The sequence below is a fragment of the Cellulomonas sp. P5_C5 genome, from assembly GCF_054049655.1.
In genome coordinates, this window is sequence record NZ_JBFULY010000041.1 from 1 (window position 1) to 13,096 (window position 13,096).

Consider the following 13,096-nt stretch of genomic DNA (forward strand, 5'->3'; position numbering starts at 1 on the left):
TCGCCGAGGAGGACGGCGACGCCGCGACCGCCGGTCCGGAGCCGGGGTCCGGGCCGGTGCACGCGGTCAGCAGACTCGTCGCCGTGCCGAGTGCGGCGACGATCGCGAKCACGCGTGCCGAGACCCGGGAGGGCGCGGACGCTCTCCCGGGTCGCGACGTGGTGATCATGAGGACAGTCAGCTCCGCTGGGTGGCGGCGCGACGGACGAGCCCGGCACCGATCAGACCAGCGAGGGCCAGCCCGGCGATCGCGAAGGTCCACGCGGACGAGCCGCCGTCGGACACGAGGCCGACCTCGCCGGCGTTCACACCGGAGGGGTTGCTGTGCAGGCCGGTGATGGTCTGCGTGGCGAGCGCCAGCGTGGCGGGTGACGCGGTCGCGCTGCCCCACGCGTAGACGATCGTGCTGGTGCCCTCGGCGACGGGCACGTCGGCCGGGCCGAGCAGCGCGGGCGTCGTGGTCCCGGTGGCGGTCACGCTGGCGGAGACGGTGCCGGCGGGGAGGTTCAGCACCTTCTCGTTCGGGTTGGTCAGGTTGGTGATCACGGGCGTGGTGCCGGCGAGGATGTCGACCCCGGGGGCTGCCGCGACGTGCCGGACCGTGAGCCGGCCCTCGCCCGCGGCGGTGGCGGAGATGTCGTTGGTGAACAGGGTGGCGGTCGGGGCGCCGGCGGCGTCCAGGTGGGCGACGGCTGTGTAGTTCTTGCCGGCCTCCAGGGCGAGGTCGACSGGGCCGATGGCGGGGGCGCTSGCGTCGGCGGCGTCGGCGGCGGTGATCGCGACCGTGTACGTGCCGGCGGGCAGGTCGAGCGGTCCGGCGAGCGAGCCGGGCGTGAAGTCGTCGAGCGTGCGCTCGCCGTTGACCCAGACGTCGACGGTCAGACCGGGGACGCCGTGCAGGACGGAGAGCTTGGCGGGGTCGGCTGCCGAGGCCGGGACGGCGGCGAGGGTGACGAGGGCGAGGGTGCCGGCGGCGATGCCGGACAGAAGCCGTGCGCGCATGGTGCGTCCTTCGAGGACTGGCCCGGCGGGTACGTCGGGCGGCCGATGTGCTGACACCCCCTCTTCACCCGCCGGGTCGTTCTCGGATGCACTAGATGCGTGCGGCCTGCGCGATCGCCTCCGCGAGGTCGGCCGGACGCGAGAACATCGGCCAGTGCCCGGTCGGCAGGTCGACGTACGTCAGGTCGTGCGCGTAGCCGAGCTCGGTGTGGAACGGCGGGCCGCCGTGCGCCATGGGCTTGAGCTGCTCGGCCGGCAGGCTCGTGCAGATGGCGGTCGCGGGGACGTCGAACCGGCGGGTGTCGCTCACGTGCACGGCACCGCGGACCACCTGAGCGGGGTGCGGCACCGCGCGCCTGCGGAACTCCGCCAGCCGGTCCTCGGAGATCCCCTCGATGCTCGACCCCTGTGCCGCGAACTCCTCCCACGTCGGCAGCGGGACCTCGACCTCCTCGGTGGTCGAGGCGTCGATGGCGGCGCCGGTCTCGAGCGGGCCCGAGTCGACGTAGATCGCGCGGCGCACCCGGTCGGGCCGCGCGTCGACGACCTCACCGACGAGGGCGCCGCCGCCGCTGTGGCCGACGAGGACGACGTCGCCGTCGAGGCTGTCGACGAGGTCGGTGAGGGCGCGGACGTGGTCGGCGCGCGTGACGGCCCGACGGTCGGCGCCGGGCTCGAGGCCGGGCAGGGTGGGCGCGTGCACGTCGAACCCGTCGGGAAGGGCGGCGACGACGGCGTCCCACGCCCAGCCGCCGAGCCAGAAACCGGGGACGAGGATCAGTGGTGTGGTGGTCATGGGTCCAGCGTGAACCCCGTCTGGTGACACCGGGATGTCACCTTTGTGTCACCATGCTGGCACCATGAACCGCACGGATCGCCTGTACGCCCTCGCCGAGGAGCTGCGCCGGGTCGGCCACGCCGGCACGACGAGCGTCCGGCTGGCGCGGCTGTTCGAGGTGTCGCCGCGCACGGTCAAGCGTGACGTCTCGGCGCTCCAGCAGGCGGGCCTCCCGGTGACCGCGCAGGCGGGGCTCGGGGGCGGCTACGTGCTGGACGCGTCCGTCGGCCTCCCGCCCGTCAACTTCACGCCCGCGCAGGCCGTCGCCCTCGCGCTCGCCGTCCGGGCGCTGCCGCCGGGCAGTCCCTTCGGCACCGATGCGGAGGCTGCGCGCGGCAAGGTGCTCGACGCGCTGCCGCCCGCCGACCGCCTCCGCGCCGACGAGCTCTCGGGCCGGGTGTGGTCGCGGCCGGAGCAGGGTGGTGGGGCGGCGACGCCGCAGGTGCTGCGCGCGGTCGAGGAGTCGCTCGGGCGGCACCGGGTGCTGGCGATCGAGTACCGCAGCGGGGACGGGACCGTCAGCCGGCGCCGGATCGACCCGGTGCTGCTCGCCCTGACGGGGGGCCACTGGTACGTGGCGGCGTGGTGCCGGTGGCGTGAGGCGATGCGCTGGTTCCGGCTGGCCCGGATCCTGCGCGCCGACCTCACCCCGGAGCGCTACGCCCCCCGCCCGGTGGCCGACGTGGGCGCCCCGCCACCGGACGCGTACCCGGTGTCCTCCCGCCCGTCCGACTGACCCTCCGCCGAGAGCGGCAGTTCGCCGCGAGACCGGCAGTGCGAACTGCCGGTCTCGCGGGAAAGTCACGATCTCGGCCGACTGGGCGAAATCTGTAGAACGCGTGCTGGACACCCACTACCTTGAGAGCGCTCTCAGCCTGGTCGAAGGAGTCCTGTGCGCCCTGTCCTGCCCCTGGCCGTCGTCCTGCTCGCGATGACGGCCGTGCCTGCCGCGGCTGCCGATGGTCCCGAGCTGATCCCGAACGGGTCGTTCGACACCGAGGCGGCGCCCTGGTGGGCGACGCCGGACATGGTCGCGGACGCCTCGTCGGGAAGCCTGTGCGTGGACGTGCCGGGTGGGTCGAGCACCGCGTGGTCGTCGATCGTCGGGGTCGACGGCGTGCCGCTGGTCAAGGGGGAGACGTACCGGTTCGGGTTCACGGTGAGCGGCACGGCAGAGGTGCCGATCCGTGCGCTCGTGCAGATGAACACCGCGCCGTGGACGTCGACGTCCGAGTCCGGGCCGACGATGCAGCCCGAGCCGACGCCGTACGAGGTGGGATTCACGTCGACCCTGGACTGGCCTGCCGGGCAGGTCGTGTTCCAGGTGGGCGGCGCGCCGGACGACTGGCGGTTCTGCGTGGACGACGTGTCGGTGCACACCGGTGAGCTGCCCGCGCCGTTCGAGCAGGAGACCGCGACCCGCGTCCGCGTGAACCAGCTCGGGTACCTGCCGACCGGCCCCAAGCGGGCGTCGCTGGTGACCGAGGAGACGGACCCGGTGCCGTGGCAGCTGCTCGACGCGGACGGCGAGGAGGTCGCGACGGGGACGACGACCCCGCGTGGCGAGGACCGCACGGCGGAGGAGAACGTGCACGTGATCACGTTCGACGAGGTCGACGCGACCGGCGAGGGGTTCACGCTCGTCGCCGACGGTGAGACCAGCCACCCGTTCGCCCTCGCCGCCGACCTGTACGCCGACCTGGCGACGGACGCCCTCGGCTACTTCTACCTTGCGCGCAGCGGCACCGAGATCGACGGCGCGCTCGTCGGCGACGAGTACGCCCGCCCCGCGGGCCACCTGGGCGTGGCGCCCAACACCGGGGACACGGCCGTCGGCTGCCAGGCGCCGCGGGCCTGGTACGCCGGCTGGACCTGCGACGACACGTTCGACGTGCGGGGCGGCTGGTACGACGCGGGCGACCACGGCAAGTACGTCGTCAACGGCGGGATCGCCGTGCACCAGGTGCTCGACACGTGGGAGCGGGCGCTCGTCGCGGACGGGCGCGAGGCGGCGGAGGCCGGTCCGCTCGCCGACGGGACCGCGCAGGTGCCGGAGGCGGGCAACGGGGTGCCGGACGTCCTCGACGAGGCCCGGTGGGAGCTCGAGTGGATGCAGCGGATGCAGGTGCCGGCGGGCCAGCAGGACGCCGGCCTCGTCTTCCACAAGGTGCAGGACGACGGGTGGACGGGACTGCCGCTGGCGCCCGACGAGGACGCGCAGGCCCGTCAGGTGCACCGGCCGTCGACCGCCGCGACGCTCAACCTCGCCGCGGTCGCCGCCAAGGGCTCGCGGCTGTGGGAGCCGTACGACGAGGAGTTCGCCGCGAGCCTGCTGGAGAGTGCTCGGGTGGCGTGGGACGCGGCCGTCGAGACGCCGGACCTCTACGCGTCCGCGCTGGACGGCAACGAGGGCGGCGGCCCGTACGACGACAAGGACGTGTCCGACGAGTTCTACTGGGCCGCCGCGGAGCTCTACCTGACCACGGGTGAGGACGAGTTCGCCGACGCCGTCACCGGTTCCCCGGTGCACTCCGCGGACCTGGCCGGTGCGGTCGCGTTCGACTGGCAGCGCACCGCGGCCCTCGGCCGGATGGACCTCGCGCTGGTGCCCAGCGACCTGCCCGACCGGGACGCGGTCCGCGACTCGGTGGTCACGCTCGCCGACTTCGCGCTGTACCAGCAGGGCAAGGCGTTCTTCGGGCAGCCGTACCAGCCGGCCGACGCCCGGTTCGAGTGGGGCTCCAACGGGATCATCCTCAACAACGCGGTGACCCTGGCCGCCGCCGCGGACATCACGGGTGACGCGGCGTACCGCACGGCGGCACTGGAGAGCCTCGACTACGTGCTGGGCCGCAACGCGCTCGACCAGTCCTACGTGACGGGCTACGGCACCCAGTTCTCGCAGAACCAGCACCACCGGACGTTCGCCGCGCAGCTGGACCCGACGCTCCCGCACCCGCCCGCCGGCACACTGTCGGGCGGCCCCAACAGCTCGATCCAGGACCCGGTCGCCGCGCAGACCTGGCCGCAGGGGTGCGTCGCGCAGCGCTGCTACCTGGACAACATCCAGTCCTGGTCCACCAACGAGATGACCGTCAACTGGAACTCGTCGCTGACGTGGATGGCGGTGTGGGCGTCGTCCTCCGAGAGCACGTTCTCCGGCACCTCGGTCGGGTTCGACCGGACGACGATCGTGTGGGTCCTGGCGGGCGCGACGGTCCTCGTCGTCGGCCTCGCCACGTTCCTGCTGGCCCGACGGAAGAGGTCGTGATGCTCCGGTCCTGGTACCGCTCCGCAGTCCTGCCGCGCGGCAGGATCGCCCGGCTGCTCCCGTCGGCGGGTGCTGGCCTGGTCACAGGCCTGCTCGCGCTCGACGTCGTGCTCGGTCTCCTGCCGGTCGCGTTCGTGCTGGCCACGTCCGTCGTCGTCGGGCAGGTGCCGGCGGCGGTCGACGGTGGCACGGGGTCGGCGGCGTGGAGCGACCTGGTGCGGACGTTCGTGCTGGCCGCGGTCCTGTTCCTCACGCGCCAGGTGCTCGCGCCGCTGCAGACGGCGCTCGGCGTCCGCATGCAGCGGCGCATCGACGGCGCCCTGCGGGACCGGGCCCTGAGCGTGGCGCTGCGCTCGACGAGCATCGCGCCGATGGAGGACCAGGCCACCCTGGAGGCCCTGACGGAGGCGACCCGCGAGTTCGAGGCCGAGTTCCGCAGCCCGGGCTCGTCGGCGGCGGGGCTGCTCGCGCTCGTCGCGCGGTACGTGCAGCTGCTGGGGTTCGCCGCGATCATCGGCGCCGTGGTGTCCTGGCCGGCCGCCGCGGCCGTGCTCGTCGCGACGATGGTGTTCCGGTACGGACAGCGCGGCGGTCTGCGGCGGTACTCGCAGGTGTGGTCGGAGGTCATCGGGTTCCGCCGCCGGTCGGTGTACCTCCGCGAGGTCGCGATGGGCCCCGAGGCGGCCAAGGAGATGCGGGTCTTCGGGCTCGCGGGCTGGTTCACCGACGAGTACAGCGACGCGACGAAGGCGATGCTCGGCCCGGTCGCGGCCCGGCGCCGCCAGCTCTACCTGGTGCCGTACCTCGTCTACACGGCGATCGGGCTGCTGATCAGCGCGGGCGTCCTCGTGTCCATCGCCCGGTCCGCGTCGGCGGGCGAGATCACGCTGACCGCGCTGGCGCTCGGCATCCAGTCGGTCGTCGCGGCGATCGCGCTCGGCGAGTACTACCCCGAGTCGGACGTGCAGACGCAGTACGGGATGCAGGCCGTCGCGGCGCTCGCCGAGTTCGAGGCGCGGATGGCCGACGCGGAGGCGCGGCTCCCGCGCACCGGTCCCGGGCTGCCGGTGCCGGCGGACGCGCCGACGGCCCGGATCCGGTTCGAGGACGTGCGGTTCGCGTACCCCGGCAGCAGCCGGCCCGTGCTCGACGGCCTGGACCTGGAGCTGCCCGCGGGGCTGTGCACGGCGATCGTCGGCGTGAACGGCGCGGGCAAGACGACGCTGGTCAAGCTCCTCACCCGCCTGCACGAGCCCACGTCGGGCCGTCTCACCGTGGACGGCACCGACCTGGCGGACCTCGACGTCGCCGCGTGGCGCCGCCAGGTCAGCGTGGTCTTCCAGGACTTCGTCCGGTACGAGCTCTCGGCCGCGGACAACATCGCGGTCGGCGCGGCGCACGCTCCGCGGGAGATGGCGGTCCTGCGGGGTGCGGCCGAGCGCGCGGACATCGCCGACGCCGTCGACGCGCTGCAGTCCGGATTCGAGACCACGCTGTCCCGCGCGTACGAGGGTGGCGCCGACCTGTCCGGCGGGCAGTGGCAGCGGATCGCCATCGCGCGGTCGCTGTACGCGCTCGACGCGGGTGCGCGGCTGCTGGTGCTGGACGAGCCGACGTCCGCGCTCGACGTCCGGGCGGAGGCCGCGTTCTTCGACTCGTTCGTCGAGCTCACCCGCGGCGTCACGTCCGTGCTCATCTCGCACCGGTTCTCCAGCGTGCGACGGGCGGACCGGATCGTCGTCATCGACGCCGGCCGGGTGGTCGAGCAGGGCAGCCACGACGAGCTCGTCGCGGCCGACGGGCACTACGCGCGGCTGTTCCGGCTGCAGGCCGAGCGGTTCGCGGCGGGACTGGACGCCGACGGGAACGAGGTGGAGTCATGAGACAGACCATGTCCGGGAGCTGGGCGCTGTTCCGGCTGGCGGGGAGGATCAGCCCCGGCAAGCTCGCGCTGTCGTCGGTGCTCATGGTGCTGCAGTCGGTGGCCCTCCCGCTGGCCGCACCCGCGCTCGCCGTCCTGACCGACGCGGCGGTCGCCGGGGACGCGCGTCGCGCGTCGATCGCGGCCGTCCTGGTCGCGGTGCTGGTCGTGGCCGCGCTGACCGCGGGCCACTTCGCGCACATCTTCTACTTCGAGCTGGGCGACGAGGCGGTCATGCGCCTGGAGCGCGACCTCATCGGGCTGTCGCACGACTCGCCGGGCATCGAGCACCACGAGCGCCCCGAGTACGCGGACCGCCTGCAGGTGCTGCGCACGGAGCTGAACCGGTCGGGCTGGGGGTCGATGCAGGCGCTGCTGTCGGCCGTCGGGCTCGGCGTCGCGCTGGTCATCACGGGCGTCCTGCTCGCGGAGCTCAACCCGTGGCTGCTGCTCCTGCCGCTCGCCGCGCTGCCGCCGCTGGTCCTGGGCCGCCGCGCGGAGAACGTCCTGGGTGCCGCCCGGGCCGACGCCGCCGCCGACAACCGCCGCGCGCGGCACCTGTTCGTCCTCTCGCTCGACGCGGCGGCCGCCAAGGAGCTGCGCACGTGCGGGCTGGAGGGTGAGGTCCGCTCGCGGCTGCGCACCTCGTGGGACGCGGCGACGGCGATCCTGTGGGCGGGCGAGGTGCGTGCGGACACCCTGCGCGCGGCCGGCCAGCTGGCGTTCGCGGTGGCGTACGTCGCGGCGACCCTCCTGGTCCTGCGGGACGCGGTCGCCGGGCAGCGGACGGTCGGCGACGTGGTGCTCGTCATCACGCTGGCCTCGCAGGTGAACCAGCAGGTCACCGCCGCCGTGACCATCCTCCAGCAGCTCCAGCGCGCGGCCCGCAGCATGACGGACCTGGCGTGGATGCGGTCGCTGGTGCAGGCGCAGACCGTGCACGGCGCACAGGTGCCGGCGCCCGACGAGCTGCGCGACGGCATCCGCTTCGACGGCGTCTCGTTCACCTACCCCGGCACCGACGCCMCCGTGCTGGAGGCCGTCGACCTGGTGCTGCCCGCCGGGACCAGCGTCGCGATCGTCGGCGAGAACGGCGCGGGCAAGACCACCCTGGTGAAGCTCCTGTGCCGGTTCTACGCGCCGACGACGGGCACGATCACCGTGGACGGCGTCGACCTGCACGACCTCGACCCCGTCGGCTGGCGCGACCGCACCGCGGCGGGCTTCCAGGACTTCTGCCGGTTCGAGCTGCTGGCGCGGCAGAACGTCGGCGTCGGGGACCTGCCCCGGATCGAGTCCGACGAGGCCGTGCTCGGCGCCCTGGACCGGGCGCACTCCGCCGACGTGCTGGCCCGCCTCGAGGACGGGCTCGACACGCAGCTGGGCACCAGCCACGCGGACGGCGCGCAGCTGTCCGGCGGGCAGTGGCAGAAGCTCGCGCTCGGCCGGGCCATGATGCGCGAGCAGCCGCTGCTCGTGGTGCTCGACGAGCCGACCTCCGCGCTCGACGCCCAGGCGGAGCACGACCTGTACGAGCGGTACGCGGCGCACGCGAAGGCCGTCGGCGCGACGACCGGCGCCGTGACCGTGCTGGTCTCGCACCGGTTCTCCACCGTCCGCATGGCCGACCTCATCCTCGTCGTGGCCGATCACCGGATCGTGGAGTCCGGGTCGCACGAGGAGCTGGTGGCCCTCGACGGCCTCTACGCGGAGCTGTTCGGGATCCAGGCAGCGGCCTACCTCTGAGTGTCGCGTGTGGGTGCCGACGGGCAGACTGGCACCCGCTCCGGGAGGTACCGGGCAAAGCGACAGGGGGATCTTCATGGACCACGGCACGGCACGCGAGACCAAGGCACAGGCGGTCGACTACGCACGGGAGCTGTCGGAGCGGGTCATCCGGCCGTCCGACGTCGGCGACGGCGGTCCTGCGCTGGCCATCGGTCTCGCACCGCAGCCTGACGGGTCGTACGCGCTCGCGGTCCGCTACCGCCTGGGCCTGCCGTCGGTCCGGAGCATCGCCCGCAAGGTCGTCGCCGAGGTCGGGCAGGATGTCGACGTCCGCCGCACCGGCCGGATCTCCACGCTCGCGGACGACCCGGCCAAGGTCCGCCCCCGGCCGCCGGTCGTCACCGCGCACGCCGTCGGCGAGACCGGCCGCACGCGTCCGCTGCGCCCGGGCATCTCCATTGCGCACGCCAAGGTCACCGCCGGCACCCTCGGCGCGTTCGTGCACAAGGACGGGACGGTCCACGCGCTGTCCAACTTCCACGTGCTGGCGGGGTCGCCGTCGGCGAAGGTGGGCGACACGATCCTGCAGCCCGGCCCCGCCGACGGTGGGCGTGCTCAGCGGGACAAGGTCGGCACCCTGGCCGCGTGGGCGGACCTGGACCAGAACCGCACGGCCCTCGTCGACTGCGCGATCGCGCTGCTGGACGACCAGGAGGTGGACCTGGAGTACCCGGTCGGCCGGATCACGACGACGGCCGTCGCGCTCGGCGGTGAGCAGGTGGTCAAGATCGGCCGCACCACGTCGGTCACGCGCGGGCGGGTGACCGCGATCGAGCTGGACAACGTGGTCGTCGGCTACGGCGAGGAGATGGGCGAGATCAGCTTCGACAACCAGATCGAGGTCGAGTCCACGGGCACCGGCCCGTTCTCCCGCGGCGGCGACTCGGGCTCGCTGGTGTACCGGGCGGACGGCGTCGCCCTGGGACTGCTCTTTGCAGGGTCGGAGTCGGGGGGTGAGAATGGCACCGGGTTGACGTACATCAACCCCATCGATGCCGTTCTGGACGCTCTTGGGGTCACACTGGTCTGACGACCGTCGGACCTGCCGCCCCCGCGGCCGCGTCACGGTCGGCGGGAGGCGGTACCACCATGGCGGACCTCGAACAGGCCCGGGCAGCGAAAGAGCGCCTACGAATGACGTTGAAGGGGCGCTCCGACGTGCGCGGGATCGGGATCGCCCGGGCCGCCGACGGCTACCAGCTCCAGGTGAACATGTCGCGGGACCCGGGTTCCGACCTGCCCGGGGCGGTCGACGGCGTCGACGTGCGGGTCCGGGTGGTCGGCGCCATCCGCGCCAGCGCCTGAGCTACTGCTCGTCGAGGAACAGCTCGTCGACCCTCAGCCCGAACAGCCGCGCCAGGCGGAACGCCACAGGCAGGCTCGGGTCGAACTTCTGCGTCTCGATCGCGTTGACCGTCTGCCGGGAGACGCCGATGCGCAACGCCACGTCGGCCTGCGTCCACGAGCGCTCGGACCGGAGCTCCGCGATGCGGTTCTTCACCGGTACCGGATCTTGCCGGCGGCGAACGCGACCAGGAAGACGACGGACATGAACACCGGGAGCGCCGCTGCGCTCACCTCGTCGACGAGGCCGGCGGCCTCCGCGACGACGTAGCCGAACCCGGCGACCCACGCCGCGCCGAGCGTGACGGCGAGCGCGTCCTGCATGATCTTGCGCTGCAGCTCGTCGAGGGCGTTCAGGTACCGGGTGAACGCGATGATCCACCCGACCCCGACGAGCACGTTCAGCACGACCGCCGCCCAGGTTGCCGCCGGCCGGGTGTCGCCCCAGAGCTCGGGGGCGAAGCGGGCGAGGGCGAGGCTCGCGGTCCAGGCGAGCGTCCAGACGGCGAGGCCGCCGGTCGCCCGCATCTCGGCGCGGTAGCCGCTGGTCTCCTGTGATGCCTGCACGGTCGGTCCCTTCTGCCGATGCGAGTCAAGTTCACTTGACACGGTAGGGCGGCCTTGCGCGCCAAGTCAAGTTCACTTGACACGACGGAGGGCCTGACCCGCGCGGGCCAGACCCTCCGTCGTCAGGTCACACCGACGTGCAGGCGACCCCGTTCAGGGTCACGCCGGTCGGCTGACCGGGCGTCGCCGTGCTGGTCCCCTGGAAGCCGAAGCTCACGGAGCCGTGGTGCGCGATCGTCCCGTTCCACGCGGCGTTCTTCACGCTCACCGCGGTGCCGGTCTGGGTGGCCACGGAGTTCCACGCCTGCGTCAGCTTCTCGCCCTTGGTGAACGTCCAGGCCAGCTCCCACGAGCTGATCGGCGTCATGGAGTCGTTGTAGAGGCTGACCTGCCCGACGAACCCGCCGGACCAGGAGTTCGACACGTCGAACTTGACCTCGCAGCCCGCGTCCGGGAGCGAGCCCGAGCTGAACGTGAGGGTCGGCGACTTGCCGGAGGCGTTCCCGGCGGCGTCGTGCGCGACGACGTAGACGGAGTACACGGTGCCGGCGGTGAGTCCGGAGACGGCGGCCGCCGGGCTGGTGGTGGTCGCCAGGAGCGCGTTCGTCGTGGCGTTGTGGACCGTGTACGACGTCACGCCGACGGCGTCGGTCGACGCGGCCCACGACAGCTGCGCAGCAGTGCCGGTGGCGGAGACGAGCGACGGCTGGGCAGGCGTCGTCGGCGCGGTGGTGTCCCCGCCCGGCGTGGGTGTCGGCGTGGGCGTCGGTGTCGGGCTCGGCTCGCCCGTGCCGCCGCCGAAGTCGACGTCCGCGCAGTTGTAGAACGACTCGGGGCTGTCCGAGCGCTCCCAGACGCTGAAGATGATGTGCCGGCCCGACTTGGCGGGGAGCTTCGCGTTCCAGTAGTACTCGGGCCCGGCCGGGCCGCCGGGGCGGATGGGCGGGTTGACGGCCGTGTCGAACGGGGCCGTCTCGAGGTCGGACCAGCCCAGGGGCTTCGTCTGGTCCCAGCCGTCCTTGGTGATGTACTGCACGAACTTGCCGGGGTGGGGCACGACGGCGGAGTACTGGACGGCGATCGTCGAGCCGGAGACCAGCGGCGTGGCCGGCCAGTCGTCGCTCGGGGTGTTGAAGTCGTCGAACTTCGAGTCCGGGCCGCAGAGCTTGCCGTCGGGGATCGTCTGGTGCTGGCCGGCGACGAGGCTCAGCAGGTTCCCGAACCAGTTGTAGAACGGGTAGTTGCTGGTCGCCAGCGCCGTCTTGCACAGCGGGTTGGTGGGCAGCATGTTCCCGCCCTGGCCGGCCGCCTCGCCGCCGGCGAGCCCGTCCAGGTAGCACGCGTAGGTACGGGTCTGCGGGTAGGTGAGGCCGCCGTGGGCGCTGGCCGGTGCCGCTGGGGCCGCGACGATCGCCGCGGCGACGAGCGCAGTAACGAGCGTCAGGGTGCGTAGTCGGGTTGCTCGGGACATCAGGTGGTGCCTCTCCGGTCGGCGGCGTCGGAGCCGCGCGGGTGGCGCGGGGCGACGGCGCGCGCCGGGAGTGTCCAGGCTCGGGAGCGGCGGGCCACCCGACAAGCCACCGAAGCGATTCACCTGCGCGAGTGACGAGGGTAGGCATGCCTTACCTCGTCGGCTACTGTTTCCTGACATCGCGTCAGCACCCAAGGAGTTCCGTGAGCGCCACCACCGTCCTGTCCCCGCTCTCGGTCGCGCTGCGCGAGGGGACCCGGAGCGAGCACGAGACGGCAGAACGCTCCGGCTTCGTCGAGCTGCTGCTCTCCGGCCGGCTGGATCGCGCCGCGTACGCCGACCTCGCCGCCCAGCAGCTCGTCGTCTACACCGCGCTGGAGGCCGCCGGGGCACAGCTGACGAACGACGGCGCCGATGCTGGCCTGGTCTTCGCCGAGCTGACCCGTGTGCCCGCCATCGAGCAGGACCTCACCCACCTGTACGGCGCGGGCTGGCKGGACGAGCTCCGGATCCTGCCTGCGACCCGCGTCTACGCCGACCGCCTCGCGCAGACCGCGGACTCCCTGCCCCGGTACGCCGCGCACGCCTACACGCGCTACCTCGGCGACCTGTCCGGCGGGCAGATCATCAAGCGGATGCTCCAGCGCCACTACGGCTTCACGGCCGACGGCATCGCGTTCTACGACTTCCCCGAGATCCACAAGCTCAAGCCGTTCAAGGACGTCTACCGCGAACGCCTCGACGCCCTCCCGCTCGACGACGAGGCCCGGGCGGCCGTCGTCGAGGAGGCGCGGCTCGCGTTCCGGCTCAACGCGGACGTGTTCGGCGAGCTCGGGGCGGTCCACGTCCGTTAGGCGCTCCGGCCCGAAAAATGGGGGTGCCGAGCGCTTCCGC

12 protein-coding genes are annotated in these 13,096 nt (G+C 73.1%); 7 read left to right on the plus strand and 5 right to left on the minus strand.

The genetic code is table 11. The features are described 5' to 3' along the window. Positions 1-177 precede the first annotated feature (177 nt). On the minus strand, positions 178-1,002 hold the full coding sequence (locus ACXJKF_RS20870; RefSeq protein WP_456789653.1) for a DUF4397 domain-containing protein: 825 nt from the start codon (positions 1,000-1,002) through the stop codon (positions 178-180). A 91-nt stretch (positions 1,003-1,093) separates the two neighbouring features. Then, complete coding sequence (locus tag ACXJKF_RS20875) at positions 1,094-1,798, minus strand: alpha/beta fold hydrolase (protein WP_456789654.1); 705 nt, start codon at positions 1,796-1,798, stop codon at positions 1,094-1,096. A 64-nt stretch (positions 1,799-1,862) separates the two neighbouring features. Here ACXJKF_RS20875 and ACXJKF_RS20880 point away from each other — a divergent pair, with 64 nt between their 5' ends. The 6 genes from ACXJKF_RS20880 to ACXJKF_RS20905 all read left to right on the plus strand — a co-directional run bounded on the left by ACXJKF_RS20880 (position 1,863) and on the right by ACXJKF_RS20905 (position 10,125). Next, positions 1,863-2,576 carry a helix-turn-helix transcriptional regulator gene (locus ACXJKF_RS20880; RefSeq protein WP_456789655.1) on the plus strand — a complete coding sequence of 238 codons (714 nt, stop codon included), beginning with the start codon at positions 1,863-1,865 and terminating at the stop codon, positions 2,574-2,576. 156 nt (positions 2,577-2,732) lie between these two features. After that, positions 2,733-5,111, plus strand: a complete 2,379-nt coding sequence (locus ACXJKF_RS20885) for a glycoside hydrolase family 9 protein (protein WP_456789656.1) — start codon at positions 2,733-2,735, stop codon at positions 5,109-5,111. After that, positions 5,111-6,994, plus strand: coding sequence for an ABC transporter ATP-binding protein (locus ACXJKF_RS20890; protein WP_456789657.1), 1,884 nt, complete (start codon positions 5,111-5,113; stop codon positions 6,992-6,994). The genes ACXJKF_RS20885 and ACXJKF_RS20890 overlap by 1 nt, the downstream gene beginning before the upstream one ends. Further along, on the plus strand, positions 6,991-8,778 hold the full coding sequence (locus ACXJKF_RS20895; protein ID WP_456789658.1) for an ABC transporter ATP-binding protein: 1,788 nt from the start codon (positions 6,991-6,993) through the stop codon (positions 8,776-8,778). The genes ACXJKF_RS20890 and ACXJKF_RS20895 overlap by 4 nt, the downstream gene beginning before the upstream one ends. A 76-nt stretch (positions 8,779-8,854) precedes the next feature. Continuing rightward, the gene (locus ACXJKF_RS20900; RefSeq protein WP_456789659.1) at positions 8,855-9,850 is read left to right on the plus strand and encodes a hypothetical protein; all 996 of its coding nucleotides are present in this window, start codon (positions 8,855-8,857) and stop codon (positions 9,848-9,850) included. 104 nt (positions 9,851-9,954) lie between these two features. Continuing rightward, on the plus strand, positions 9,955-10,125 hold the full coding sequence (locus ACXJKF_RS20905; protein WP_235521060.1) for a hypothetical protein: 171 nt from the start codon (positions 9,955-9,957) through the stop codon (positions 10,123-10,125). Position 10,126: 1 nt separating this feature from the next. Here the strand turns inward: ACXJKF_RS20905 and ACXJKF_RS20910 are convergent, their stop codons facing one another. The 3 genes from ACXJKF_RS20910 to ACXJKF_RS20920 form a co-directional block, all read right to left on the minus strand. After that, entirely contained in the window at positions 10,127-10,321 is a 195-nt protein-coding gene (locus tag ACXJKF_RS20910) for a helix-turn-helix transcriptional regulator (RefSeq protein WP_456789661.1), read from the minus strand. Next, a complete protein-coding gene (locus ACXJKF_RS20915) occupies positions 10,318-10,731 on the minus strand; it encodes a hypothetical protein (protein ID WP_456789663.1) in 414 nt (137 codons plus the stop codon). Before ACXJKF_RS20915 ends, ACXJKF_RS20910 begins: the two co-directional genes overlap by 4 nt. Before the next feature lie 127 nt (positions 10,732-10,858). Continuing rightward, the gene (locus tag ACXJKF_RS20920) at positions 10,859-12,202 is read right to left on the minus strand and encodes a lytic polysaccharide monooxygenase (RefSeq protein WP_456789664.1); all 1,344 of its coding nucleotides are present in this window, start codon (positions 12,200-12,202) and stop codon (positions 10,859-10,861) included. Positions 12,203-12,405: 203 nt separating this feature from the next. Here ACXJKF_RS20920 and ACXJKF_RS20925 point away from each other — a divergent pair, with 203 nt between their 5' ends. Continuing rightward, on the plus strand, positions 12,406-13,056 hold the full coding sequence (locus tag ACXJKF_RS20925; RefSeq protein ID WP_456789666.1) for a biliverdin-producing heme oxygenase: 651 nt from the start codon (positions 12,406-12,408) through the stop codon (positions 13,054-13,056). Positions 13,057-13,096 lie beyond the last annotated feature (40 nt).

Bases quoted from the DNA above. Each gene is read 5' to 3' on its own strand.
- ACXJKF_RS20880 (WP_456789655.1), top strand. From the start codon at position 1,863: ATGAACCGCACGGATCGCCTGTACGCCCTCGCCGAGGAGCTGCGCCGG.
- ACXJKF_RS20875 (WP_456789654.1), bottom strand. From the start codon at position 1,798: ATGACCACCACACCACTGATCCTCGTCCCCGGTTTCTGGCTCGGCGGC.
- ACXJKF_RS20920 (WP_456789664.1), bottom strand. From the start codon at position 12,202: ATGTCCCGAGCAACCCGACTACGCACCCTGACGCTCGTTACTGCGCTC.
- ACXJKF_RS20900 (WP_456789659.1), top strand. From the start codon at position 8,855: ATGGACCACGGCACGGCACGCGAGACCAAGGCACAGGCGGTCGACTAC.
- ACXJKF_RS20890 (WP_456789657.1), top strand. From the start codon at position 5,111: ATGCTCCGGTCCTGGTACCGCTCCGCAGTCCTGCCGCGCGGCAGGATC.
- ACXJKF_RS20905 (WP_235521060.1), top strand. From the start codon at position 9,955: ATGACGTTGAAGGGGCGCTCCGACGTGCGCGGGATCGGGATCGCCCGG.